This window comes from Brevibacillus sp. FSL K6-0770, assembly GCF_038000275.1.
GTDB classification, from domain to species: Bacteria; Bacillota; Bacilli; order Brevibacillales; family Brevibacillaceae; genus Brevibacillus; species Brevibacillus parabrevis.
In genome coordinates, this window is the sequence record NZ_JBBOBQ010000001.1 from 2,180,207 (window position 1) to 2,206,502 (window position 26,296).

The window sequence follows — 26,296 nt, forward strand, 5'->3', positions numbered from 1 at the left end:
CGGGCGTAAAAGGGCGTACTAGCATAAGCCCTTCTCCATACGGTTTATGGAGGGGGTGAAAACGTTGGATGAATTGCGTATGTTCAAGCAGTTTATCAGTTCCGCCGAGCAAGTCTGGACGCAGATTGCCACCTCGCCCCGAGGGAAGGTTGTCTACACCGTGAACGGCGTCGATTACACGCCGTTGCCGGATAAGTACAACACCAAGCGAAAAATCTCCCGCATTTTTCGCAGGTATTGGGGAAAGCAGCTGACAGAAACGATGATCCGCAATCTCCAATTACGGCTGCTCAAAGGAAAGCTGTGCATCCCGTGTGGAACCATCCCTTCCGTACCTTGCGCGGTGCAATCCTTGCAAGTAAAGGCCAATCTGCCGAATCAGCGGACGATTGCCGCTACTTTGGTCGGGGGAGAAAAGAAGACAAAAGTAGACTATCGGTTGATCCGTTCGGGGGAGACGCAATCGTTTACGATCATGAAGCGATCCGGTCGTGAGCTGGATGTGCGATACCGTCCGCCAGTCGCTCCCGCAGCCGCACCGAAAGCCGCCGCAAAACCTGTTGCCAAGCCAGCGCCGAAAAAAGCAGCGCCGAAACCGTTGCTGAATCCAGCCGTGAAGCCGGAAGCAAGCTCAAAGCGGAAACCCAAAGGCAAAGGCAAAGGGAAGCAAAAGCTCCTCAAAACCCCATGATGATGGGGTTCGGGGAGCTTTTGCCTTTTCCAAAAACGATTATGCCTTGATCGTCACGCGATATTCGCGCAGCCAGTAATCCATTTGGCCGAGGTAGGCGAACAGCTGCGGCGTGCTCATGAGCTGGCCGAAAAACGGAATGCTGGAAGCCTGGGCGTCCGACTCGGCGATTTTGCGAATGACCGGGACGTCAATCAGTTGCAGCAGCGGGGAGCTGGGATCGTTCAAAATGTCGAGCAGCCACGTGCGAACCGCTTTTGTATAGGAAGGATTGTGCGTTTTCGGATACGGGCTTTTTTTGCGGTACAGCACTTCGTCCGGCAAAATGCCCTCCATCGCTTTGCGCAGAATGCCCTTTTCGCGATTGCCGTGTGTTTTCATTTCCCAGGGGATATTCCAGACGTATTCCACGATCCGGTGATCGCAAAAAGGGACGCGCGCTTCCAGGCTTGCAGCCATGCTCATCCGATCTTTGCGATCCAGGAGCGTATTCATGAACCAGGTGATGTTGAGGTAAAACATTTCTCTTCGCCGTGCTTCAATCGGGTCCTCACTGGGCAGATGAGGCACTTCGTCCAGCGATTCCGCGTAGCGCATTGCGACGTACTCCTCCGGCTTGACCCAGGCGCGCAGCTCGGGCGACAGCCACGAAGCCCGTTCCTTGACCGCCCGCGACCAGGGGAATGTCCCTGCATGCAGCAGCTCCTCGCGGTAAAACCACGGATAGCCGCCAAATACCTCATCCGCGCATTCTCCTGAGAGAACGACGGTTGTCTCTTTTTTGATTTCCCGGCAGAACAAGTACAGGGAAGCGTCGACATCGGCCATTCCCGGCAGGTCGCGGGCGAGTGTCGCTACCTTCAGCGCATCGACCAGTTCGGCTGTGTCAAACTCAATCGTATGGTGCTGGGTGCCCAAGTATTGCGACACGAGCTGGACGTAAGGCGCATCTTCATTTGGCTGAAAAGAGCTCGCTTGAAAATGCTTGTCGTTGTCCACGTAATCAATCGAGTAGCTGTGGAGCGTTCCCCGGCCTGTTTCCTTGAAATGCTCGGCGGCTACCGCCGTAATGACGCTGGAATCAAGCCCGCCGGACAAAAGCGTGGCAACAGGGACGTCCGCGACGAGCTGCCGCTTGATCGAATCGACGACAAGCTCTCTGACCCGTGCCGCTGTGGTTGGCAAGTCATCGGTATGCGGACGGCTCGCAAGCCGCCAGTATGTTTCCTGTTTGACACGGTCGCGCGTTACGGTCAAAAAGCAGCCGGGCCGCACCTCGTGCACTTGATGGAAGACGCCGTGACCAGGGGTGCGAGCAGGGCTGATGCCGAACACTTCCGCCAGTCCTTCCCGCGAAAGCTCCGGTTTGACGTCTGGATGCGCCAGCAGTGCTTTGAGTTCGGAGGCGAACAAGAAAGAGCTGCCTCTTTGCGCGTAAAAAAGCGGTTTGACTCCCATCCGGTCGCGGGCGACAAACAGGCGCTGCGCCCGTTCGTCCCAGATCGCAAAAGCGAAAATACCGTTCAGCTTGGCAAGGCAGTTCGTGCCCCATTCGAGATAGCAGTGCAAAAGCACTTCGGTGTCGGAGTGGGACTGAAAAGTATGACCGCAAGCAAGCAGCTCTTGCCGGAGGTCTTCCGTGTTGTACAGCTCACCGTTGTAAATCATCGTGCAGGCATGTTCGCTTTTGAGAGCTGTCATCGGCTGCTGCCCGCCGGCAGGGTCTACGACGACGAGGCGGCGATGGCCGAGGGCGGCGCGTGGAGTCAGCCAAAAGCCTTCTGCATCTGGCCCGCGATCTTTGAGGCATTGCGTCATTTGCTGGAGTACCGGACGCTCCTGGGAAAGGTCTTTTTCCCAATCAATCCAACCTACGATTCCACACATGTTCTGATCACCCTTCCCATGAAGCATTGCACACTCAGCGTATGCAGGACGCCCAGTTAGATTGCCTGTCCAGCAGGGAATTGGGAGTAAAATGCGGAATTTATAGAAGATTTCAACAAGCAAGCAGGAGGACGCCGTGGACAATCTCACGCTGTTGCTCATCGAGAGAATGGGCATTCTCTTGACTCTCGGGTTTATGTTGACGAGGATTCCGCTGTTTCGGCAGCTGCTCGATCGCGAACTGCACGTTGGCACGTCTGTTGCCTTTTCCATGATGTTTGGCTTGTTCGGTGTGGCAGGTACATATGCAGGCGTAGTGGTGCACGAGGATGGATACGTTCCGAGCTTCTGGATTTTTCCGCTTTCCGGAGACGAGATTGTGGCAAATTCCACGCTGGTCGGCGTCGTGATCGGCGGTTTGCTCGGCGGGCCAATGGTCGGGATGGGGGCCGGAATCATTGCGGGCTTGCATTTGTATGATCTCGGCGGATTTGCAGCGCTTCCGATGGGGCTGTCTGTTCCGCTCACTGGATTTTTGGCAGGCTATGTGGCGCGGTTTTTTTCCCAGGAGCGGGTCATTTCTCCGTCCAAGGCATTGTTTATCGGAATGTTCGCGCCTGTGATCCAGATGTCGCTTTTGCTGATCATGTCGGGCCCGCCTGATCTCGTGCGCACGATGGTCAATGTGATCGGCATTCCGATGGTCTTGACCAACAGCATCTCGATTGCGATTTTTACGACGATGATTCGCGTCGCTTTGCAAGAAGAGGAGCGTTCTGCTGCGCTGGAGGCTGAGCGTGCGTTCACAATTGCGCAGCGAATTTTACCGCAGTTGAAAATGGGTCTGAATCCGCAAACAGCCCAGGCGGCGGCGCTCGTGCTTCAGCGGGAGGCGAAGGCGATCGCCGTAGCGGTGACCGATCGGGAGCGGCTGCTGGCCCACGTCGGAGCGGGTACGGACCATCACGCTCCGGGAGAGCCGATCCAAAGCGACCTCGATCAGCGGGCGATGGCGAGTGGCTGCATTGAAAAAGGCCATGGCCGGGAACTGCTTGGCTGCCGACAAAAAAATTGCCAACTGCATGCAGCCATCCTCATCCCCATCAAAGAAGGAGGCAGTGTCGCCGGACTGATCAAGCTGTACTTCCGCCGCCCCCAGCAAATCGGCAAAGTCCAGGAAGCATTGGCCAAAGGGCTGGGAAATCTGATCTCTAACCAGCTGACCATCTCGCTTGCGGAGCAGATGAAAGGGTTGATGAAGGACGCAGAGCTGCGAATGCTGCAAGCCCAGATTCATCCGCACTTTTTGTTCAATACGCTTAATTCGATCGTGACCTTGATTCGCATCGATCCGAAGCTCGCCAGACACATGACGATTCAGCTGGGAGTGTTCATGCGCTTCAACCTGAAGCTTACGTCAAGCGCACAAGTAACGGTCGGTCAGGAGCTGGAGCATTTGCACGCCTATTTGGAAATTATCCGCATTCGCTTTTCCGAGCAATTTGCCGTGCAGACGCTGGTTGATCCCGGTGTGGAGGATGTGCTTATGCCGCCTGGCACCCTTCAGCCGTTGATCGAGAACTGCATCCACCACGGACTGCGCGATATGGGCGCAGGCGGAGAAATCAGGCTGTGTGTGCAGCGACAGCCAACCGCCGTTCATTTTACGATCGAAGACAACGGCAGAGGATTCCCGGAGGAACTGCTTCCTCTGTTGGGCAAAATTCCGATGGAGCGCAAGGAAGGAAACGGCATCGGGGTTCATAATGTCAATCAGCGGCTGATCAGCTTGCAAGGCCCGGATGCCCAGCTTCATTTTGCCAACAGGCCAGAAGGCGGTGCTTTGATCACATTTACGATCCCGATCAAACAGGAGGTGAGTGCCTGATGCCGATTCGCATCATGATTGCCGAAGATGAACGACTGGCACGCGAAGAGCTGAGCTATTTGTTGCAGCAGGAGGAAGATGTCGAGCTGCTTCCCTGTGCCACCAACGGAAGAGAGCTGCTGGAAATGGTAGACGAGCACGAGCCGGACGTCGTTTTTCTCGATATGAAAATGCCGGAGCTGGAAGGGGCACAGGCTGCCCGAATGCTCGCCGCCAGAAAGCCGCAGCCGCTCATCGTGTTCTGTACAGCGTACGAGGCGTTTGCGGTGGATGCTTTCAAGCTGAACGCGGTCGATTATTTGCTAAAGCCGACCGAGCCAAAAAGACTCGTGGAAACGATGCAGCGCATACGCGAGCGACTGGTCAAGCCGAAGCCGGAGCCTGCGACTGCCAAGCGCTCCAAGCTGCTTGTCGAAGAAAACAGCAGGCTGGTGGTGATCGACCCGGCGACGATCGTCTACGCGGTGCGGGAAGAACGGCTCGTTCGTATCATCACCCAGTCGGACGCTTACTCCACGCGGATGACCTTGACGCAGCTCGCTGACAAGCTCAGTGGCTACGATTTTTTTCGCACGCACAAAAGCTATCTCGTCAATCTGAACTACGTGAGCGAGCTTGAGCCGTGGTTCAACGGCGCGTACAACCTGCTCTTGAAAGGAGAGGCGAAAACGCGAATCCCCGTTTCCCGGACTTCCGCCAAAGACTTGCTCAAACGACTCGAAGAAACGTAAACCGCAGATCGCGATGCAAAACTTGCCGTTGGCGCACGCCCCCAGACATCTTGCGCGCAAAACCACACGAATTACCAATGATTCCCTACAATAGAGGAAGCGCTTACATTTTGTTTGAAGAGGGGGAGGTTCCCATGAGCAATCCGCTATCGGCGAAAAAAGCCGGCAGTCAAAAGCAGGACGCTACCGATTACACGGCGATTATCCAATCAGCCACCTTCAAGGAACTTTTGCGAAGCAAAAGGGCGTTCATCCTGCCATCTTCCATTTTCTTCTTCGTGTTTTACTTTACTTTGCCGATCCTGACTTCTTACTTCACGGTGCTCAATCAGCCGGCGTTCGGGGCGATCTCGTGGGCGTGGGTGTTCGCCTTTGCCCAATTTATCATGACCTGGGGGCTCTGTATTCTGTACACCAAGAAAGCGGAACGTTTTGACGAGCTGGTGGAGAAAGTCAAACAGGAGACAGGGGGCAGAGGCTGATGAATGTAACGGCATTTTTACTGTTTTTAGGAATTGTTCTGCTCACGCTTGTCATTACGTACTTCGCTTCGAAGCGGACGAATACGACGAGCGAGTTTTACACGGCAGGCGGCGGGCTGACGGGGTGGCAAAACGGGCTGGCGATCGCCGGAGATTACATGTCGGCCGCTTCCTTCCTCGGAATCGCCGGAATGATCGCTCTCAGCGGGTTTGACGGGTTCTTTTACAGCATCGGCTTTCTTGTCGCTTATTTGGTCGTGTTGTACCTGGTGGCGGAGCCGCTGCGCAACCTCGGCAAGTACACGATGGCAGACATGATTGCCGCGCGTTTTGACAATAAGCAGGTACGTGGTGTGGCCGCGCTGAACTCCATCGCCATCTCGATTTTTTACATGATCGCCCAGCTGGTCGGGGCAGGGGCGCTGATCAAGCTGCTCCTGGGGCTGGAGTACAGCACTTCGGTGTTGATCGTCGGTGCGCTGATGACGGTCTACGTCGTGTTCGGCGGCATGACGGCAACCTCGTGGGTGCAAATTGTCAAAGCGGTGCTGCTGATGCTCGGGACGTTCGTGATTTCGCTCATGGTGTTCGCCAAGTTTGATTTCAATTTGCTGACGATGTTCGAGCAAATGAAAACAGCGACACCGCTCGGGGACCAATTTCTCAATCCCGGGAACAAGTTCAAAGTCGGGCTGGATACGATCTCGCTCAATCTCGCGCTCGTACTGGGAACAGCGGGTCTGCCGCACATCCTGATTCGCTTCTTTACCGTAAAAGATGCGACGACCGCGCGCAAGTCCGTCGTGTACGCGACATGGATCATCGGGATCTTTTACGTCATGACGATCTTCCTCGGGTTCGGAGCAGCCGCTTTCGTCGGCGCTGCCAACATGGATGCGGCTGGCAATATGGGCGCTCCGCTGCTTGCCCAATCGCTCGGCGGCAACTTCCTCTTCGCTTTCGTATCGGCTGTAGCGTTCGCGACTATTTTGGCGGTCGTGGCAGGACTCGTACTGACAGCGGCTTCGGCATTCGCGCACGATTTTTACGGCCATGTGATCCGTCAAGGCAAAGCGACGGAAAAAGAGCAGATGAAAATGGCAAAATGGGCTTCGGTCGGCGTCTCGATCGTTTCGATCTTGCTCGCGCTGTTTGCCCAGAAGCTGAACGTGGCCTTTCTCGTTGCGCTCGCCTTCGCGGTGGCAGCAAGCGCGAACTTGCCCGTCATCTTGTTCACGATTTTCTGGAGAAGGTTCAACACGACAGGGGCGATCAGCGGCATGCTCGTCGGACTGTTCAGCTCACTGATTCTCGTGGCGTTGAGCCCCAACGTCTGGAACCCGGTTGCCGGAAAAGCCATTTTGGTCGGCGAAGCGCTGTTCCCGCTGCCGAATCCGGGGATCGTCTCCATCCCGCTCGGGTTTTTGGCAGCCTGGATCGGAACGCTCCTGTCCAGCTCGCGCAACGATGCGAAGTACGACGAAATTTTGGTGCGGGCCAACACAGGAATGAAAGATTCAGCGTAGAAGCAATTAACGCAAGGAAGCTCGTGCCAGTTCAAAGGCTGGGGGTCATCCCCGGTCTTTTTCCATTTGTACGGGAGAGGGGGCTTGTCGGTGACGACGATCATTTTCTTTTTGGCTGTCATCATCGGGACGATGGCGATCACGTATTCGGCGGCCAAACAAACGGGAACGACCAAAGATTTTTATGCGGCAGGCAACCGCCTGACAGGGCTGCAAAATGGCATCGCGATTGCGGGCGACTACATGAGTGCCGCGTCGTTTCTCGGCATCGCCGGGACGATTGCGATGTACGGCTTTGACGGCTTCGTCTACGCTATCGGCTTTTTCGTCTCCTACTTGATCATTTTGTTCCTGATTGCCGAGCCGTTGCACAATCTCGGGCGCTACACCTTGGCAGATGCCATCGCGGTGCGGTTTGACAGCTTGTGGCTGCGCGGAGTGGTTGCCTGTACGACTTTGCTGATCACGATTTTTTACATGATCGCCCAGCTCGTCGGGGCGGGGGCGCTGATTCACTATTTGCTTGGGGTTCACTACGATACGGCGGTGATGATCGTCGGCAGTCTGATGACTTTTTACGTCGTCTTCGGAGGGATGGTCGCTACTTCGTGGGTGCAGATCATCAAAGCGATCTTGCTTTTGACCGGGACGCTGGTGCTCAGCCTGATCGTCTTTTCCCGTTTTGGCTGGAGCCTGTCGGAAATGTTTTCCCATGTCAGCACGATTACGCCTTTGCAGGAGCAATTTTTGCATCCGGGCAACCAGTTGAACGACCCGTTGGAAACGATCTCGCTGCATCTTGCGCTCATCCTCGGGACGGCCGGGCTGCCGCACATCATCTCCCGCCTGTTTACGGTCAAGGACGCAGTGACAACCCGTTCCTCGATCTACACCGCTACGTGGGTGATCGGCGCGTTTTATTTGCTGACGATTTTTCTCGGCTTTGGTGCAAGCACGTTTGTCGGGTATGAGGCGCTGAAAAATGTAGGCTTCGGCGGCAATTTGACGGTGACGCTTTTGGCGGACGCGCTTGGCGGCGAATTTTTGATGGCATACATCGCGGCTGTCGCTTTTGCCACGATACTGGCTGTCGTGACAGGGCTGGTGCTGTCCGCCTCGTCGGCTTTTGCCCATGACGTTTACAGCCACCTGATTCGCCGCGGGCTGGCTTCGGAAAAGGAGCAGGTCGTCATGGCGAAATGCTCGTCCGTTGCGGTCGGATTCGCCTCGATCTGGCTGGCGATCGGCGCGGAAAAAATGAACGTGGCGATTCTCGTCGGCTTGACTTTTGCCGTAGCCGCTTCTGCCAATTTGCCGCTGCTGTTGTTCACCCTGTATTGGCGCCGCTTTACCGTGCGCGGTGCGATTTGCGGCGTGCTTACCGGACTGGTTGCATCTGTCGTGCTCGTCATGGCCGGGCCGACTGTGATGAATCCCGATACTGGCTTCATCCGGGCGCAGCCTTTGTTCCCGCTGACCAATCCTGGCCTGATTTCCATTCCACTCGGCTTTTTGGGGGCGGTGCTCGGGACGCTGCTGGACCGGCGCGACATACAGGCCGAGACACATTACGACCGCGTGTTGCTCCAGGCTTTGACCGGCATTCGCGCCCATGGACCAAAAGTGGCGAGTAAGGCCGACTCTGCATAAAAAACGGCTTCTGCTCCAACCTATAGGGGAAGGAGGAGGGGCCACTTGTCGAAGAAAAAAGCAGCAGATGCCGTTTCCACTGATCAGCCGGATGTGTACGAACGGGCGCGAATCGCGCTGGATGAGTTGATCGCAGAGCTGTGCGAAGCATTGGATGAAGAAAATACGGAAACGTTCAAGCGAAAAGGCTATGAAATGATCGGGCATTATTTTCGCACACCAGTCAATACGGGAGATTTGACCTTGATCGTCGCGTCTGTGCTCTCGGATATCCTTTACAAACTGGAGCTGACCCAGCAAGGGGATGACGTCTCCATGGTCCGCGATGAATACAGTGTGATGCGAAAAGAAGAGTAAGGAACGGCGACCCGTGCAAAAGGGTCGTTTTGTTTTTTTACCGGGGGATTATTTGATCCCCCCTGATCCAAGCAGGTCGATGTTCACCTTGATGTTCCAGTCGAGCCGGGGGTAGATGCTCAGCCATTTTTCCCAATCTTGATCCCGTTGGTAATGGGTTGCCCGATAGCGTAGCCCGAATCCGATCGGATCGACTTTCAGTGACTGGAGCTTCCGCAGCACATGAGCGTATCGTTTCGCCGCCTCTTTTTCCGCTTCTGCTTTATAGCGATCCCAATTCGAGTTGTAAAAAGACTGATTCGATTCCTCTGACAATCCTCTGATGTGGACGTTCATTTTCAGCTTTGGTTCCGCTTCGTTGCGTTCATCAAACTCGTACGAATAGCGGAAAGAGGTGACATTCAAGGCAAAGCGGGCCTGCTCCGTCCTGGTTTCGATATCAAAGTTGCTGATTTTCTTGGACAATTCATTGAAGATCCGCGTTTCCTCGGGACTTAATACCGCTTTGATTTTTTCTTTGTCAAAAACAGCGACTTGATCGATCAAATACGTGTCTTTGAGCGGGCGGATGACGGGCATGTACGGGTCCAGACCCTTTTCGCTCAACCGCCGATGAAAATCAAACAAAAAAGCGGTGACGATAAAAGACGATTCCGTTCCTTCCTGATCAAAGCTCAGCATCAGGCTGTCAGCAGGCATGCGTTCGGACTTGGGGCGGACGCCCAGCACTTGTTCGGCTGTCGGGGAGCCTAGCGCCATGAAGGCGATGCCCTGAATTTCCGGCTTCCGCAAAAACCAGTCGATAGTTGTCTTGTCCAACCGTTCCTCGGCCAGCTTTGTCCCGAAAACGAGAATTTTCGTCTGCGAGAAATCGAGGTCTTTATCGACTTTTGATTTCAAATGCCGCACCGCTTCGGTTATCGTCGGGGCATCGTCGCTGATGAGATGAAACGTATTCGACTGCCCGGGTCTGATTTGCGCTGTCGGAATCGCGAGCTTCAACGATACGCGATAAGGCTTGTCTTTCAGCTCCGACTTATCGACGCCGACCGCCATGACTAAATAGCGCTTGTCAATATCTTTAAAGCCGCAGCCCGTAAACAGAAACAAGACCGCGAGCCACATCCAGACATGTTTCACAAAGCTTGCCTCCACCTGCTCAAGATATAAACGGAAAAGACCACACAAATATCGAGTGGGGATCGTATCATCATCCAATACGAGGATACCGAAAACAGGTCGTCTTCACCGAGCCAATTGCCGACGATCACGGTTCCGATCCCGAATACGATACAACTGATCGCGTTCGGCAGCACAGAGTTGATGGACGACGTGTTGGGCTGGTAGTGGGAGAAACAGCCGCGTATGAACTCGGACCCGACATGCCAGGTCGTCATGGCGAATAAGTAAGAGATGCCTAAATAAACGAGCAGAAAAATATAAACAACGCGTTCAATAAAGGCATACTTCATCCGAATCGCATCTGCCGTCGAAACCCAGGTGAAAATAAATTCGTTCACGCCATCTGTGCCCAAAATGCCGATCGGCACAAAAAAGGCGGTAAACAGGATGCTGAAGCCGATGCAAGGGACGGCCCAACGGTGCTTGAGCTTGGGGATATCGGCAAACACGCGGTTAAAAATCGACAAGCTGATGTATCCCGTAACGGCGTAAGTGGATACGGACAAGCTTTTCCAGCTGGGCAGGATGTTCGAGTAGTCAATCATGGCGCGGATTTCATCGTAATTCATGTTTTGATTCGTATACGCTTTGAAAATGGAAAACAGGAGAAACGGCAAGCAGAGAACGAGAATCATTTCCGTGCTGTACAGCACCGTTTGCGACGATTGCATGGCGCCAAAGCTCGCTACGAGAACGAAGAGAATCAGCACGACATAGATCGGGGTGTTCGGGATTAAATATCTGGACACGATAAAGGCGTAATTGATCAACACGAGCGCTCCCGAGATAAACGACACGCTGCCCATCAGGAGCAGGAACGGAACCACAATGCTTTTGGGCAAAGCCTGTCGCATGATTTCCGGCAACCCTTGACCGCGAAACTTGAACATGGAGCTGGTAAACAGGTACATGAGTGCGCCGCCGATGATCACCCCGAACAGCATGGACGAAATCGCCCCGTCATAGCGCTCGTCGATCAAAATGCGCGGGACAAACAGGATGGCATTAATCAGTATGGAAAGCGTCACAAAATAGAGAAAATAACGGGACAACCGATTCACCTGCTCTTTTTGGCTTCACCGATGAAAAGCTTCAAATAAGGTTGACCGAAGCTTCGCAAGCTGGTTGTGTAGACAAGGAAACAAAATAACCCCGTCAACACCCCCGTCAACCCGAAAAAGATCGCCAACACGACAAGGGGAAACTTGATTACCCGCAGGGCGAGGTTCATCGTATTAATCGGGATGACAAAGTTGGAGATCGCTACCATGGAGGCGACGATAATCATAATACTGCTTACCAATCCTGCCGTTTGAGCGGCTTGCCCCAAGATTAATCCGCCTACGGTAGTGGCCATCGAACCGATGTATTTGGGGAGACGGATGCTCGCTTCCGTCAACGCCTCAATCAGAAACAGCATGAAGAACACTTCGTAAAAGGAAGGGTAAGGCACAGCCGCGCGACTCCCTGCCATCTCGATCGCCAACTGGGCGCGAAAAATCTCCGGATTGTGCGAGACAGTCGCCACGTACAGAGCGGGAAGAGATGTGGTGATGAACGCGCCTATATAGCGCAAAGCCATGAGCGGCCGGGTGAACCACGGGACGTCGTAAAGATCGTCCATCGATGCCAGAAAGTCGAAAAAAACGGAAGGCACGATAATCGCAAAAGGGGTTCCGTGCAAAATCAGGATCACTTTTCCTTTGCTTAAATTCAGGACGGATCTGTCAGGCCGCTCGGAAACAATCGCAGTCGGCAGCAAATTAAATCGTTTCGTGATCAGCATTTGCAGTTGATTCGAAGCTTGGACGACTTCTGCGTCGACTTGTTGCAACTTGTTTTTCAGGCACAAAAGCACGTCGTGATTCACCTTGGAATGGTCGTAGACGATGGCTAAAGGAGTTTGGCTCACGGAACCGACTTTCATATATTCGACATGCAAGTCCTGCAACGGATAACGGGTGCGAATAATGTGAATGTTCGTTTCGATATCTTCGGAAAAAGCGTATTGCGGCCCCTGCAAGATGTATTCGATGGTGGCTTTTTGAGGTTGAAAGGGCGGGGGCTTTTTTGTGTTGATCGCACACGTTTCGCGGGGGAGAAACAGCAAAGCGTATCCTTGAATGAGCTTGTCTGCCAATTGCTGGCGGTCTTTCATCTGTTCGTATCCTGGCATAGCCTGCAACATCGCTTCAAACTCGGATAAATGCTGGCTTTCCAAAAATGGCTTCACGATAGTGCTGTGAATCGTGGAATTGTCGCACATGCTGGATAAATAGACGAGCTGAGCGGCTTCTGTGTTGAAGTTGAGTTTGCGGGTTACAAGATCGCCTGACTGAGCCAGCCCGTGAAGATGGGCGTCCAGGTTAAATTCTTGCATGAGAATCGCCCCTTTGTCTGTTGCATCATGGGCATAGGCTTCCTCGCTTCCTGAAAAATATGCATAAAGTTCCAGTTGCCTGCAAGCGGCAAGCTATTGGCACCGGGAGCTTTTTCGACGTTTTTTTGCTATAATGGTTTCGGAAAGCCCACAGATCGGCAGTCTTGAAACAATGCTGGCCGATCCTGGTATTTTCGTTTTTGCATGGCGGGATGGATCACAGGTATGAACACATGCCTGTTGCTACCCCCATAAAACTTTTGGCGTACAGCTTTTTTGTGCCGAAAAGTTTTATGGGGGTTTCTTTTTTGCAAAATAGCAAGGAAATAGTGTTCCGAAGGAGAGCGAGATTATGAATATCAAAAAAATGCTGGAAGCGTTGGAGCCAAGGGAAATCGACGGGGAACAGCTGATTGCCAATCTGCGTAACCAATTGGTTGACCTTTTCAACGACAAGAGCGTCGACAAGTACGCAGTTGTTTTAAGAGACATGTTGCATATAGCCGTCATTGAAAAGCACGAGCTTATTTTGAAACATTTTGCTGCTGCACCTGTCGTGGCCCGGGATGAAACGATGCAGCTTCAGGAAATGTTTACATGTCTGGCTCTGCGAAGCCGCAATCGGAATTGGTTTCTCGACTTGTTTGCTCTCTTTCTCGGATTGGCGGTCGTCCTCCGCTTCCCGTCAGCTGACGTCGAGAACGCTTTTTTCAAGGGGAAAGACTGACCAGGGGTAGCGCCCTGGTTTTTTTGTGGGCAAATCCGACCTTGGCCGTCCCTGAAAAACACATGCATAAAAATGTATATCCAACCATTTTTACGGAACAATACAGTCGAATAGCAAGGTGAAAGGCGTTTTTGTGCCGCGATTTTGGAGGGATATAAAATGGACGACCGATCGTACTCGATCCAGATCAACGACGAAACGTACCATGCCGTGCAAGGGCAAAGTATCTTGGATGTGGCAGAGTCGCACGATTGTTATATACCTCATATCTGCAAACATCCCAATTTGCTTCCGATTCAGACGTGCGACACTTGTATGGTGGAAGTCGATAGTCAGTTGGTGCGTGCCTGTGCAACCGCCAGCGAGCCGGGAATGAGAGTGAACACAAAATCAGAATTTGTCAAAGAAGCGCAATTGGAAGCCATGTCCCGCATTTTACGAAATCATGAGCTGTACTGTACGGTTTGTGATAACAACAACGGCAACTGCGTCGTCCACAACACAGCAGAGTATTTGGAGATTGAACACCAGAAATACGAGTTCAAACCGAAGCCGTATCCCCCCGATCTATCCCACCCGATGTATCGCTACGAACCCGATCAATGCATCCTCTGCGGCCGCTGTGTGGAAGCCTGTCAGGATCTTCAGGTCAGCGAAGTGCTTTCGATCGACTGGAACCGTGAAAGTCCGCGAGTAATCTGGGACAACGATGTGCCGATCGATCAGTCATCCTGTGTGTCCTGTGGTCATTGCGTAACAGTCTGTCCATGCAATGCGCTGATGGAAAAATCGATGCTCGGCGAAGCCGGATACATGACAGGCATCCCGGCAGATGTGCTGGAGCCGATGATTAACATCACGAAAGAAGTGGAGCCTGGCTACAAAGAAATTTTTGCCGTATCAGAAGTAGAGGCAAGCATGCGAAAAAGCCGGATCAAGCGGACCAAAACGGTCTGTACATACTGCGGCGTAGGCTGCAGCTTCGAGGTTTGGACCAAAGGACGCAAAATCTTGAAGATCGAACCGCAAGTAGAAGCTCCCGTAAATGGCATTTCCACCTGTGTAAAAGGAAAGTGGGGGTGGGATTTCGTCAACAGCGAAGAGCGCTTGACGAAGCCGCTGATTCGCAAAGGAGACAAGTTCGTAGAAGCGAGCTGGGAAGAAGCTTTGACTTTTATCAGCAATAAATTGAACGAGCTGAAAGGAAAGTACGGGCCAGATTCGATCGGGTTTATCGCTTCTTCCAAATGCACCAATGAGGAAAACTACATTTTCCAAAAGTTCGCCCGTTCCGTGATCCGGACGAACAACGTGGACAACTGCTCCCGGTATTGCCAATCGCCAGCGTCGATGGCGTTGATGCGGACCGTAGGCTACTCCGGCGACTCGGGAACGATTCAGGACATTGCCAGTGCTGGATTGGTCATCGTGGTCGGGGCGAATCCTGCTGAATCTCATCCGGTGCTGACAACTCGCGTGAAGAGAGCGCACAAGCTGTTCGGGCAGAAGCTGGCAGTGGTCGATCTGCGGAAAAACGAATTGGCGCAAAAAGCGAATTTGCATCTGCACCCGAAACCAGGCTCGGACTTGGTGTGGATTTCCGCGATTACGAAGTACATCATCGATCAAGGCTGGGAAGCCAAAGAGTTTCTGGAAGCGAGAGTGAACGGCTACGACGAGTTCGTCCAGTCGTTGCAAAAATACACCTTGGACTATGCCGAAAAAGTTACGGGCTTGTCAAAAGAAGACATGATCAAACTGGCTACGATGATCCACGAAGCAGACGGGACGTGCATCCTCTGGGCGATGGGGGTCACCCAGCACGTTGGCGGAACTGATACGAGTACAGCCATCTGCAACCTGCTGTTGGTCACGGGCAACTTCGGACGTCCAGGCGCGGGAGCGTATCCGCTGCGCGGACATAACAACGTTCAAGGAGCGTGCGATTTCGGGACAATGCCTGCCTGGTATCCGGGCTATCAGCCTGTGCAGGACGCGAAAGTAAGAGCGCGTTTTGAAGAGGCGTGGGGCGTGCCATTGCCAAAAGATCCCGGTTTCAACAACCACCAGATGGTCGAGGGAATTTTTGAGGGGAAAATCAAGGCGATGTATTTGTTTGGCGAAGACATGGCTGTGATTGACTCCAACATCAATCACGTCGATTCTGCTTTTGAGAAGCTGGAGCTGTTCGTTGTTCAAGATATCTTTTTTTCCAAAACGGCGCATTTTGCCGATGTCGTGTTGCCTGCATCGCCAAGCTTGGAAAAGGACGGGACGTTCGTGAACACGGAACGGCGGATTCAGCGGCTGTACAAAGTGTTTGAACCACTCGGCGAGTCGAAGCCGGACTGGATGATCATCCGCGATCTGGCGAACAAGATGGGGGCTAACTGGAACTATACGCATCCAGGGGAAATCATGGCGGAAGCGGCCAGCTTGTCTCCGATGTTTGCCGGGGTCAGCTACGAGCGGCTGGAAGGCTGGAACAGCCAAATCTGGCCCGTGCAGCCTGACGGAAAAGACACGCCGCTGCTCTTTACCGAGCGGTTCCCGTTCCCGGATGGCAAAGCCAGATTAATCAAGGTCGACTGGACCCCGCCGATGTTTGAGCCGACGCAGGAGTTCGACTTGCACCTGAACAACGGTCGCTTGCTGGAGCATTTCCACGAAGGCAATATGACCTACAAAGCCAAAGGAATCACGCACAAGGTTCCCAATCCATGGCTGGAAGTATCGCCGGAGCTGGCAGAAGAACGAGACATCAGGAATGGCGCGCTCGTCCGCCTGTCGTCGCCATACGGAGAAGTGGAAGTGCGCGTATTGGTCACGGATCGGGTAAAAGGAAACGAGCTGTACTTGACGATGAATACATCCAAAGACAAGAAATCGGTCAATCGCCTGACCAGCAGCTACCATGACAAGCTGACGCATACGCCTAACTACAAGGAAATGGGCGTGAAAATGGATATTCTCGAACGGGAAGGAGAGCCGCCACTTCCCCCTGTCAACTACCGTTTCGGCAATCGTCAGCCGCAAATGGGCGTAAAGGTAGAAGAAAAATGGCAGCGCGACGATTGGATTTCAATCCCTGACTTACTCGGAACAGGAGGACAAGCCGATGGCCAAAGCGATTTCCAACATTGAACGATACGTGCCCACTCCAGAGGAAGAGAAACAACAGGCGATTCAGCAAGTGCTGGATGCCGTGGGCGAAAACCACCAGGCGTTGATCACTTTGTTGGACATTGTCAAAGAATTGCAGGAGATAGGCGTATTGGACATCGTGCAAGGGGCGCTAAAGAATCGGCATGATATCGGGGTCATTGCCGTGTCGCAGCTCAATAAGCCGGGCATGCACCGCATCATGAAAAACGGGATGAACGCGCTGCAATTCATGGGCAAGCTGGAGCCTGCCAAGCTGCAAAACATTTTGAACGCCGTCGATCATGGCATTGAGCGATTAACGGATACGAAAAGCGATAAACCGATGGGCTTAATGGGGATGGGAAAGGCTATGATGGAACCGAACGTCACCTTGGCCCTCGGCTCCATGATCAACTTTTTGCGCGGGATGGGCGAAGGAATGCAGCAAGCGGAGAAGCAAGTTCACTAACCGTGAACCGTTACGGCAAGGAGGCGAGAGAATGCATACAGAGAAAATTCCCGTACAAGGAATGCGTGACGAACAGGATGCGCAAAAAGTGAACGATGCCCTGCACAACGTGTGGGGCATCCGGCAGGCGGAGGTGAGCCTGGCAAAAGGCGAAGCGCTCGTCTCCTATGATGAAAAGGCAGCGTCGCTGATTGATTTTCAACAGGCGATTCGCGATTTGGGGTATGAAGTGGCTTTGAAATAACGCGGACAACGGGAGGTGGATGAGATGACCAGGGTATGCGAAGTGTGCGGGCGGGTAGAGGAAGAGTCCCCGCAGGATCAGGAGGCGGAAGCCGTCTCCTCTACGCAGATGAGCCTTCTGCACGTATGCGAAAGCTGTATAGCCGACCGGCAGCACCCTCATTTTTAAATGAGCGGTGCTGGCGAAGTCAACAGCCAACAGCCAGGCTGTGCCGTGCAGAGTATGACTTACGGTTCCAAGGAGGAAAGTCGATGGAGCTTGCTTTGCAAAGCAGAATCTTGTTCGGGCTTACGTTAGGGTTTCACATCATTTATGCCACGATCGGGGTAGGAATGCCGTTACTGCTTCTGCTGGCTGAAACAATGGGGATTTGGAAGAAGGATTACCAGTACAGGCTATTGGCGAAAAGGCTGGCAAAAGGCTATTCGATTACCGTGGCGGTTGGCGTTGTGACCGGAACGATTATCGGACTTCAACTGTCGCTGCTTTTCCCGGGGTTTATGCGAATCGCCGGACAGGTGATTTCCTTGCCGCTGTTTATGGAGACGTTCGCCTTTTTCTTTGAAGCGATTTTTCTGGGGATTTATTTGTATACGTGGAGCCGGTTCAAAAAGCCGCTGTTTCACTTGCTCGTCTTGATCCCTGTCGCCATCGGCTCCGGTCTTTCCGCCTTTTTTATTACAACGGTAAATGCGTTCATGAATACACCGCAAGGATTTACGATCGACAACGGAGCGATCACCAATATCGAGCCTTTGAAAGCGATGTTCAACCCGGCGACACCGACCAAAGTAGCGCATGTCCTCACGTCTGCCTACATGACGACGGCGTTTGTGATCGCGGCGATTACGGCGTGGTTTATCTTGCGCGGCCACCGCAATGAGTATTATAAAAAGGCGTTGCGATTGACCATGGCGATCGGGCTTGTTTTTGCGGTGGCGACAGCGGTAGTCGGGGATTTGTCGGGCAAATTTCTCGCTGCCTACCAGCCGGAAAAATTGGCTGCGGCGGAATGGCATTTTGAGACGAAAACGCACGCTGACCTGCTCGTGGGCGGAACTTTGGACCGAACGACAAACGAGGTGAACTACGCGCTCAAATTGCCGAACATGCTTTCCTTTTTGGCGACAGACAGCTTTCAAGGAAAAGTGGTCGGCTTGAACGATATTCCCAAAGAAAATTGGCCGCCGTTAATCATTCATTACTGGTTTGATCTGATGGTAGGAATCGGAAGCTTCATGATCGCTCTCTCGGCTGTCTTTGTCGCTTGTCGCATCTGGAAGCCAAAGCTGGAGTGGAATCGCTGGCTGCTTGGTCTGATCGTGCTCGGAGGGCCGCTGTCTATGCTCGCTATCGAATTTGGCTGGGTTTTTGCAGAAGTCGGTCGCCAGCCGTGGATTTTACGGGGCTATATGACCGTTTCAGAGGCGGCTACAACCGAGCCGCACGTTGGCTCCATGCTCGTGCTGTTCAGTGTGATCTACGCCCTGTTAGGCATCCTGACCGTATTCGTTTTAGTTCGCATGGCACGCAGAAATCCGGTGGAACCGTTGCTGGATGCGAGGAGTGAGCAAACGTGACGACAGAAGGGCTGGGGATCTCCATCCTCTGGCTGTTTTTATACGGGTATATCATCGTGGCGTCGATTGATTTCGGCGCAGGCTTTTTCTCCTACTACGGGAGGATTACAGGCAAAGGTGAAATCATCAACAAAGTGATTTCCCGCTATTTATCGCCTGTCTGGGAAGTTACGAACGTATTTCTGGTGTTCTTTTTTGTCGGCATCGTCGGTTTTTTCCCGGAGACAGGCTATTACTATGGAACAGCTCTGCTTGTCCCTGCGAGTATTGCCTTGGTGTTGTTAACGATTCGCGGCTCTTTTTACGCCTTCAGCAAGTACGGGAATCCGAACAGTCACCTGTACCACTTTTTGTACGCGGCGACGGGCGTATTGATTCCCGCGTCTTTTTCCACCGTCTTGACGATTTCGGAAGGCGGGTTTATCGCGGTAGAAGATGGCGTCCCTCGCTTTTTGGCGGGCAATTTGTTTTATAGCCCGTATTCATGGGCCGTCGTCTTCCTCGCACTGGTGAGCGTGCTGTTTATCAGCACAAGCTTTCTCACGTACTACGCCAATCGGGCAGATGATCCGCAGGCAGAAAGCGTGTTGCGGCAATGGGCGTTGTTTAACAGCCTGCCGACGATTTTTGCCTCGCTGCTTGTCTTCATGGCCTTGTGGAAACATAATCCGGAGCATTTCGCGTCGTTAATGGGAAACAGCATCTGGTTTATTTTATCGTTCGCTTTCTTTTTGAACGCTTTGCGTTTGCTGATCGTGAAAAGGTCGTACGGATGGATGTTTATTTCTGTGATGCTGCAATTTTTCACGGCTTTCTGGGGATACGGAAAGGCTCATTTGCCGTACTTGCTTTACCCGTATGTCTCCTTCCACACGAGCGTGACGAATCCAACCATGGCCAAATTTTTGGTCGCGGCGTTCATCGGCGGGATGGTGTTGCTGATTCCATCGCTGTTCCTGCTTATGCGTTTGTTTATTTTTAACGCGAAATACGTGAAAGGGAAGCTGAGTTAACGGGGTGCGAATGAAAAAAAGTTGGATTTCCCGCCAGATTCGGTGCTATAATGGACCCATAGCCGATCATTGATGATTAGTAATGCGAATTGCTGAATCATCCTGATCACTTCCATAGTTTATGGCGGGACGGATAATGGGCATCAGTTGATGTTTGATCATTAGCCCACCATAAAACAATTTGTGCATGTATTTGCCCAGATTGTTTTATGGTGGGCTTTATTATTTTTGCTGGAGGTTTTTGGGAGATGAAAAAAGTAAGCTTCGTATTAAATCAGGAGCAGCATGAGGCAGAAGAAGGGACGCGAATCCTCGATTATTTGCTGGAACATGGCATCGAGCATCCGCACATCTGCTATTCGCCGATTTTAGGCCCGATCCAGACTTGCGATACGTGCATGTGCGAGATTGACGGCAAAATCATGCGGGCTTGTTCGACTGTGATCGAGGATGGAATGAACATCCTGACTGCTTCCGAACTGGCAAAAGGCGCTCAGAACGAAGCGATGGACCGCATTTTGGAAAACCACATGCTGTACTGTACCGTGTGCGACAACAACAACGGAAATTGCCGCGTGCACAATACGGCAGAGCTGCTGGAAATCGACCACCAAACACGCCCGTTCCGCGGAAAAGAATACGAAGTGGACATGTCGCATCCGTTTTATCGCTACGATCCGGATCAATGCATTCTTTGCGGACGTTGTACAGAGGTTTGTCAAGACTTGCAGGTCAATGAAACGCTCACCATCGACTGGGAACGGGAAATCCCGCGAGTTATCTGGGATGACAATAAATCAATTAATGAATCCTCATGCGTGTCTTGCGGTCAGTGCGTGACGGTTTGCCCATGCAATGCCTTGATGGAAAAATCGATGCTGGGCGAAGCGGGCTTTATGTCCGGGATCAAAAAAGATTTGCTGAACCCGATGATCGATCTGATCAAAGAAGTCGAGCCTGGTTACAGCAGCATTTTCGCGATCTCGGAAGTCGAAGCGGCGATGCGCGAAACGCGAACCAAGAAAACAAAAACCGTGTGTACGTTCTGCGGGGTAGGCTGCACGTTTGAAGTATGGACGAAAGGCCGCCACATTTTGAAAGTGGAACCGACGGAAAACTCTCCGGTCAACAGTGTCTCCACATGTGTCAAAGGCAAGTTCGGTTGGGATTTTGTCAACAGTGACCAGCGTTTGACGACGCCTTTGATTCGCAAGGGAGATGCATTTGTACCGTCTACGTGGGATGAGGCGCTGTCCCTGATCGCCGAGCGAATGGGCGCAATCAAGCAAACGTATGGCGGAAAAGCTCTTGGATTCGTCAGCTCCTCCAAAACGACAAACGAAGATGCGTACTTGATGCAAAAACTGGCGCGTCAAGTGTTTGAATCGAACAATGTCGACAACTGTTCCCGCTATTGCCAATCGCCTGCCACGGACGGATTGCTCGCCACTGTAGGACACGGCGGTGACTCAGGCACGATCAAAGACATCGCCAGTGCCGGACTGGTCATCATCGTCGGGGCGAATCCGACAGAAGGCCATCCTGTTTTGGCAACACGGGTGAAACGGGCGAAAAAATTGCACGGCCAAAAACTGATTGTCTCTGATTTGCGCAAGCATGAAATGGCAGAACGCTCCGATCTGTTCCTGCATCCGAAACAAGGAACCGACTTTGTCTGGCTGACGGCGGTTGCGAAGTACATCATCGACCAAGGCTGGCACGACAAGGCGTTTATCGAGCAGCGGGTGAACCAGTTTGACGAATATCGCAAGATGCTGGAAAAATACACTCTGGATTACGCCGTCGAAGTAACCGGACTGCCCAAAGAACAGTTGATCCAGACAGCGAAAATGATTCACGAAGCGGATGGCACTTGCGTCTTGTGGGGAATGGGCGTGACGCAAAATGTCGCTGGCTCGCATACGTCTGCCGCGATCTCCAACCTGCTTTTGGTGACCGGAAACTACGGCCGACCTGGTGCCGGAGCCTATCCGTTGCGCGGGCACAACAACGTCCAGGGCGCTTGCGACATGGGCACGCTGCCTACATGGCTGCCAGGGTATCAGCATATTACCGATGACGCAGCGAGAGCCAAATTTGAACAAGCATACGGCGTAACGATCTCCAATAAACCTGGTTTGACCAACATCGAAATGCTGGAAGCAGTCGAAAAAGGCGAGCTGAAAGCCATGTACCTGATGGGCGAAGACATGGCTTGGGTAGATTCCAACGCCAACCACGTGCACGATACGCTCGGCAAGCTTGACTTTTTCGTGGTACAGGATGTATTCCTGACCAAAACGGCGCAATTTGCCGATGTCGTCTTGCCCGCGTCTCCATCGCTGGAAAAAGACGGCACCTTCGCGAACACAGAGAGACGTATCCAGCGTTTGTATCAAGTGTTGGAGCCGCTGGGTGAATCCAAACCGGACTGGGCGATCATCCAATCGATCGCACAGCGCATGGGAGCCGATTGGAACTACCAGCATCCGAGTGAAATCATGGACGAAATTGCCAGTCTGGCACCGCTGTATGGCGGAGTATCCTACGAGCGCCTGGAAGGATGGAACAGCCTGCACTGGCCGGTACAAAAAGACGGCACGGATGAGCCGCTTCTGTACAAAGAGCGCTTCAACTTCCCGGACGGAAAAGCAAGACTATCCACAGTGGAATACATTCCGCCAGTCGAGTATCCATCGGAATTTGACCTTACCTTGAATAACGGACGTTTGCTGGAGCATTTCCACGAAGGCAACATGACGAATAAATCGAAGGGAATCCAGTATAAATTGCCAGAAGTATTTGTGGAAGTTTCCCCTGAGCTTGCGCGCGAACGCGGTGTGCAAGACGGTTCATTGGTGCGTCTCGTCTCGCCATACGGAGCGATCAAGCTGCGGGTGCTCGTGACAGATCGGGTAAGCGGCAACGAATTGTACGTGCCGATGCACTCCGTCAGCCATGAAAATGCGATCAACTTGTTGACGGGCAGCGTAGGAGACGTTCGCACACAGACACCTGCTTACAAGCAAACGAAAGTGCGCATGGAGTTCCTCAAAGAAAAAGGCATGACTCCGTTGCCTATGTACAATCCGCGCTATGCGAAGCGCAACCCGCAAATGGGCGTCCAGGTCGAGCGCAAGTGGGCGAGAGAAGATTATGTACCGATTGCGGAAGTAAACGTTGCGGGAGGCGAAAAATAATGGCAAGACCGATCACGAAAATAGTAAAGCCCGAAGTTACTGAGGAAGAAAAGCAAGCGCAAACGGTAGATCGTGTCCTGGAATCTCTGGCGCAAAACCCCGAGGGCATTCAGGCGACGATCAAGCTGCTCCAGGAGCTGCATGACAGCGGCATCCTGGGAGCGCTCAACGCCGCCGTCGAGGCGAAAGAGGACATTGCCAAAATCGTCGTCGGACAAATGGTGCGTCCGCCTGTCACGAACATGATCAACAACGCGATGGCAGCAGCGGGAGGCTTGACAGAGCTTGATCCTGACATGACGAAAAAGCTGATGTCCGGTGTGACCAAAGGGTTGCAACGGGCTGACGAAGCGCTGCAATCGGGAGCCAAGGTCGGCATTTTCGATTTGATGAAAGCACTGCGCGATCCGGACATCAACCGCGCGATGGGCTTTGGCATCAACCTGTTGAAGGGGATAGGGGAAGGGCTAAAAGAATGAGGAGAGCCGCAGCAATCCTGATCAGAAGGAGGGCAGAAGCTTGGATGCGAACAAGTAAAAACGAAGCGTCAATCGTACGCTTCTATCAAATGATGCTAAACGCGTCTCTGATCATTCTTGGATTGGTACTCAGCTTTTATTTGTTGCGTGAGCTGTACGCCATCGTAGTAGATGCGGTGCAAGGCAATACTAATGTCCATGATATTTTGGAAAAGGTTCTGGCCTTTTTTCTGTATTTTGTCTTTGTTTCGATGATCGTCAAATATTTTCATGAAGCGTACCACTTTCCCCTGCGCTATTTGATTTATATTGGAATTACGGGTACCGTGCGCTTTATTATCGTCAACCGCGACGATGCCATGAACAATCTGATTTTGTCGCTGGTCATTTTTATTCTGGTGATCAGCTATATCATGCTGGCCCCCCGGCAAAACAAGGCGGGGGAAGCAAAGGAGATAATCGAATGACGAAAAACCTGGAACATCAATTCAGCATGCTCGTCCGCGAAATCCGCAAAGAACACGTCGGCAACGGCCCGCGGGAAATTCTCACCCGCTTTTGCGGCCCCTGGGTCATCTGCGAGATGAAGGGAAATCTGACCAACGTAGAAAAGTTCATGATTCTTTCCGAAGACGGCAAGCGCATGGTCCACGAGGCGCGCACCAAGCTGGTCAAGAACATTTACCACGATCAGGCGGTCGTAGCGAAGCTTGAGGAATTGATTGATGCCAAGATTTTGCGGATTTTTTCGGATATCAGCTTGGAAGAGGATATCGCCATGACGGTCTACGTATTGGACCGTCCTCTCGCATGATCGAGACCTGGAGGAAAGGCAGGGAGCTTTCGTGATCCAACCCGTCTTTGTTTTGTCGCCTGTCCTGCACTATGAAAACGGCTCTATGCAGGAAAAAGAAGATTCAATCGTGACAGAGTCGCCCATTACGATCGTGCTGAATGACGAGGAATTTGCGACTCTCGTATGCAGTCCGGAATACATCGAGGAGCTTGTCATCGGGTTTTTGGCGTCCGAAGGAGTGATTCAGAGCTATCAGGACATTTCGGACCTGTTCATTGACGAGCCAACCGGATTCGCTTACGTTCGCGCTAAAAATGTAAACACGTATAACCAACTGTTTCATTCGAAAAGGTACGTGACTTCCTGTTGCGGAAAAAGTCGGCAAAGCTTCTACTTTTACAATGACGCCCGAACGGTGAAAAAGCGGGATGACACAGCCGTGACGATCTCGGCGGCTGACTGCTTTCGCTTCATGCAGGCGATGCAGCAATCGGCTACGCTTTTTCAGGATACGGGAGGGGTGCACAATGCTGCCCTGTGCGATCCAAACGGGATTGTCGTCTCCCGAATGGACATAGGCAGGCATAATGCCCTCGATAAACTGTACGGCTACAGTTTGATGCATGCAGTGTCCGTTCATGACAAGGTCATGGTGTTCAGTGGCCGAATTTCTTCCGAAGTATTGCTGAAGGTAGCCAAGATCGGCTGCAGCATCGTTTTGTCCAAGTCAGCGCCGACCGAATTGGCGCTTCGTCTGGCAGATGAACTCGGCATTACTACCGTTGGCTTTATTCGCAATCAGTCGTTTAATGTGTACACCTGGCCTGAGCGAATCGTGCAGGAAAAAGGGGGGAAGTCCAGTGATTCCCAGTGAATTAGTGGACTCGTTTGGCCGGATTCACGATTATTTGCGCATTTCCGTGACAGATCGCTGCAACTTGCGGTGTGTGTACTGCATGCCTGCTGATGGCATGGAATTTGAACCCGCAGAAAACATTCTGTCTTTTCACGAGATTACCGAGGTTGTCAGAGTTTTGGCCGAAATGGGCGTGAAAAAAGTGCGGTTGACCGGCGGAGAGCCGCTCGTCCGCAAAGGATTGGAAGAGCTGATCGAGAGCGTAGCGGGGATACCGGGAATCGAAGATATTGCGCTGACGACCAACGGCATTTTTTTGGCGAAAAAGGCCAAGAAGTTAAAAGAAGCGGGCTTGAAGCGCATCAACATCAGCCTGGATACGTTGAGGCCGGAGCGTTTTTCGCTGATCACCCGCGGGGGAGACGTCAACCGCGTCCTCGACAGCATAGCGGCGTGCCAGCAAGTCGGGATTCAGCCGATCAAGCTGAACGTCGTGCTGATGAAGGGAATCAACGATGACGAGATTGCAGATTTTCTGCGGCTGACCATCGATGGTGCTCTGCAAGTCCGCTTTATCGAGTACATGCCGATCGGCCACAACGACACGAGATGGAAACAGTCGTATTTGCCGTTGTCCACCGTGCTGGATCGCTGCAAGGAACTGGGCTGGAAAGTCGCAGAGACGCATGATGGCTGCGGCAACGGGCCTGCGCAAACGTTTCGCATAGCAGGTGCCAAAGGCAGCTTTGGGCTGATTCATCCTGTGAGCGAGCATTTTTGCGAAACGTGCAATCGGCTGCGCTTGACGGCAGATGGCAATATTAAGCCGTGCCTGTACTGGTCAGATGAATTTAACGTCCGCAAATGCATCGGCGATGACGAAGCGGTTCGTCAGCTTTTTTTCAAAGCGCTGAGCATCAAGCCGCAAAATCATGAAATGGCCTTGGCTTTGGCGGGGGAAAGTCAGTCGCACGTACCAACCGTAAGACGTATGTCGCAAATCGGAGGATAGTC

At 52.6% G+C, this 26,296-nt stretch carries 24 protein-coding genes; 20 read left to right on the plus strand and 4 right to left on the minus strand.

The features are described 5' to 3' along the window. Positions 1–55: 55 nt before the first annotated feature. A complete protein-coding gene (locus tag NST23_RS10645) occupies positions 56–691 on the plus strand; it encodes a hypothetical protein (RefSeq protein ID WP_173595614.1) in 636 nt (211 codons plus the stop codon). A gap of 39 nt (positions 692–730) precedes the next feature. On the opposite strand, the gene asnB is transcribed toward NST23_RS10645, so the two are convergent. Then, positions 731–2,578, minus strand: a complete 1,848-nt coding sequence (gene asnB, locus NST23_RS10650) for an asparagine synthase (glutamine-hydrolyzing) (protein ID WP_173595615.1) — start codon at positions 2,576–2,578, stop codon at positions 731–733. A 136-nt stretch (positions 2,579–2,714) separates the two neighbouring features. On the opposite strand from asnB, the gene NST23_RS10655 reads away from it, so the two are divergent. The 6 genes from NST23_RS10655 to NST23_RS10680 all read left to right on the plus strand — a co-directional run bounded on the left by NST23_RS10655 (position 2,715) and on the right by NST23_RS10680 (position 9,212). Then, positions 2,715–4,466, plus strand: coding sequence for a LytS/YhcK type 5TM receptor domain-containing protein (locus tag NST23_RS10655; RefSeq protein ID WP_122965700.1), 1,752 nt, complete (start codon positions 2,715–2,717; stop codon positions 4,464–4,466). Continuing rightward, positions 4,466–5,197, plus strand: a complete 732-nt coding sequence (locus NST23_RS10660) for a LytR/AlgR family response regulator transcription factor (RefSeq protein ID WP_122965701.1) — start codon at positions 4,466–4,468, stop codon at positions 5,195–5,197. The genes NST23_RS10655 and NST23_RS10660 overlap by 1 nt, the downstream gene beginning before the upstream one ends. Before the next feature lie 134 nt (positions 5,198–5,331). After that, complete coding sequence (locus tag NST23_RS10665) at positions 5,332–5,679, plus strand: DUF485 domain-containing protein (RefSeq protein ID WP_122965702.1); 348 nt, start codon at positions 5,332–5,334, stop codon at positions 5,677–5,679. After that, a complete protein-coding gene (locus tag NST23_RS10670) occupies positions 5,679–7,205 on the plus strand; it encodes a solute symporter family protein (RefSeq protein ID WP_217021693.1) in 1,527 nt (508 codons plus the stop codon). Before NST23_RS10665 ends, NST23_RS10670 begins: the two co-directional genes overlap by 1 nt. An 84-nt stretch (positions 7,206–7,289) precedes the next feature. Then, positions 7,290–8,855 carry a solute symporter family protein gene (locus NST23_RS10675; protein WP_370641099.1) on the plus strand — a complete coding sequence of 522 codons (1,566 nt, stop codon included), beginning with the start codon at positions 7,290–7,292 and terminating at the stop codon, positions 8,853–8,855. Positions 8,856–8,900: 45 nt separating this feature from the next. Further along, on the plus strand, positions 8,901–9,212 hold the full coding sequence (locus tag NST23_RS10680) for a hypothetical protein (protein WP_122965705.1): 312 nt from the start codon (positions 8,901–8,903) through the stop codon (positions 9,210–9,212). 48 nt (positions 9,213–9,260) lie between these two features. Here the strand turns inward: NST23_RS10680 and NST23_RS10685 are convergent, their stop codons facing one another. Genes NST23_RS10685 through NST23_RS10695 form a run of 3 tightly spaced genes read right to left on the minus strand, consistent with a single transcriptional unit; the run spans position 9,261 to position 12,774 of the window. Next, positions 9,261–10,352, minus strand: a complete 1,092-nt coding sequence (locus NST23_RS10685; RefSeq protein ID WP_122965706.1) for a Ger(x)C family spore germination protein — start codon at positions 10,350–10,352, stop codon at positions 9,261–9,263. Beyond that, the gene (locus tag NST23_RS10690; protein WP_167470354.1) at positions 10,349–11,446 is read right to left on the minus strand and encodes a GerAB/ArcD/ProY family transporter; all 1,098 of its coding nucleotides are present in this window, start codon (positions 11,444–11,446) and stop codon (positions 10,349–10,351) included. Before NST23_RS10690 ends, NST23_RS10685 begins: the two co-directional genes overlap by 4 nt. Positions 11,447–11,451: 5 nt before the next feature. Continuing rightward, positions 11,452–12,774 (minus strand): spore germination protein, encoded by a 1,323-nt coding sequence (locus NST23_RS10695; RefSeq protein WP_340963639.1) that lies wholly within the window; start codon positions 12,772–12,774, stop codon positions 11,452–11,454. 352 nt (positions 12,775–13,126) lie between these two features. Here NST23_RS10695 and NST23_RS10700 point away from each other — a divergent pair, with 352 nt between their 5' ends. From NST23_RS10700 to moaA, 13 genes are all read left to right on the plus strand, one after another. Next, on the plus strand, positions 13,127–13,501 hold the full coding sequence (locus NST23_RS10700) for a hypothetical protein (protein ID WP_173595620.1): 375 nt from the start codon (positions 13,127–13,129) through the stop codon (positions 13,499–13,501). Between the two features lie 159 nt (positions 13,502–13,660). Then, positions 13,661–16,645, plus strand: coding sequence for a formate dehydrogenase subunit alpha (gene fdhF / locus NST23_RS10705; protein ID WP_340963641.1), 2,985 nt, complete (start codon positions 13,661–13,663; stop codon positions 16,643–16,645). After that, positions 16,620–17,114, plus strand: coding sequence for a DUF1641 domain-containing protein (locus tag NST23_RS10710; RefSeq protein WP_340963643.1), 495 nt, complete (start codon positions 16,620–16,622; stop codon positions 17,112–17,114). The genes fdhF (NST23_RS10705) and NST23_RS10710 overlap by 26 nt, the downstream gene beginning before the upstream one ends. Positions 17,115–17,145: 31 nt before the next feature. Continuing rightward, complete coding sequence (locus NST23_RS10715) at positions 17,146–17,358, plus strand: heavy-metal-associated domain-containing protein (protein WP_122965712.1); 213 nt, start codon at positions 17,146–17,148, stop codon at positions 17,356–17,358. A 24-nt stretch (positions 17,359–17,382) separates the two neighbouring features. Beyond that, the gene (locus NST23_RS10720; protein ID WP_167470355.1) at positions 17,383–17,526 is read left to right on the plus strand and encodes a hypothetical protein; all 144 of its coding nucleotides are present in this window, start codon (positions 17,383–17,385) and stop codon (positions 17,524–17,526) included. An 83-nt stretch (positions 17,527–17,609) separates the two neighbouring features. Continuing rightward, positions 17,610–18,938, plus strand: a complete 1,329-nt coding sequence (locus NST23_RS10725) for a cytochrome ubiquinol oxidase subunit I (RefSeq protein WP_122965713.1) — start codon at positions 17,610–17,612, stop codon at positions 18,936–18,938. Beyond that, positions 18,935–19,951, plus strand: coding sequence for a cytochrome d ubiquinol oxidase subunit II (locus NST23_RS10730; protein ID WP_122965714.1), 1,017 nt, complete (start codon positions 18,935–18,937; stop codon positions 19,949–19,951). The genes NST23_RS10725 and NST23_RS10730 overlap by 4 nt, the downstream gene beginning before the upstream one ends. A 248-nt stretch (positions 19,952–20,199) precedes the next feature. Continuing rightward, on the plus strand, positions 20,200–23,151 hold the full coding sequence (gene fdhF / locus NST23_RS10735; RefSeq protein WP_173595624.1) for a formate dehydrogenase subunit alpha: 2,952 nt from the start codon (positions 20,200–20,202) through the stop codon (positions 23,149–23,151). Continuing rightward, positions 23,151–23,630, plus strand: coding sequence for a DUF1641 domain-containing protein (locus NST23_RS10740; protein WP_173595625.1), 480 nt, complete (start codon positions 23,151–23,153; stop codon positions 23,628–23,630). Before fdhF (NST23_RS10735) ends, NST23_RS10740 begins: the two co-directional genes overlap by 1 nt. 44 nt (positions 23,631–23,674) lie before the next feature. Further along, a complete protein-coding gene (locus tag NST23_RS10745) occupies positions 23,675–24,097 on the plus strand; it encodes a phosphate-starvation-inducible protein PsiE (protein WP_173600089.1) in 423 nt (140 codons plus the stop codon). Then, the gene (locus tag NST23_RS10750; protein WP_122965718.1) at positions 24,094–24,444 is read left to right on the plus strand and encodes a DUF2294 domain-containing protein; all 351 of its coding nucleotides are present in this window, start codon (positions 24,094–24,096) and stop codon (positions 24,442–24,444) included. The genes NST23_RS10745 and NST23_RS10750 overlap by 4 nt, the downstream gene beginning before the upstream one ends. Before the next feature lie 34 nt (positions 24,445–24,478). Further along, positions 24,479–25,300, plus strand: a complete 822-nt coding sequence (gene fdhD / locus NST23_RS10755; protein WP_340965180.1) for a formate dehydrogenase accessory sulfurtransferase FdhD — start codon at positions 24,479–24,481, stop codon at positions 25,298–25,300. Next, entirely contained in the window at positions 25,290–26,294 is a 1,005-nt protein-coding gene (moaA, locus tag NST23_RS10760; protein WP_229049946.1) for a GTP 3',8-cyclase MoaA, read from the plus strand. The genes fdhD and moaA overlap by 11 nt, the downstream gene beginning before the upstream one ends. The last annotated feature ends 2 nt before the right edge of the window (positions 26,295–26,296 follow it).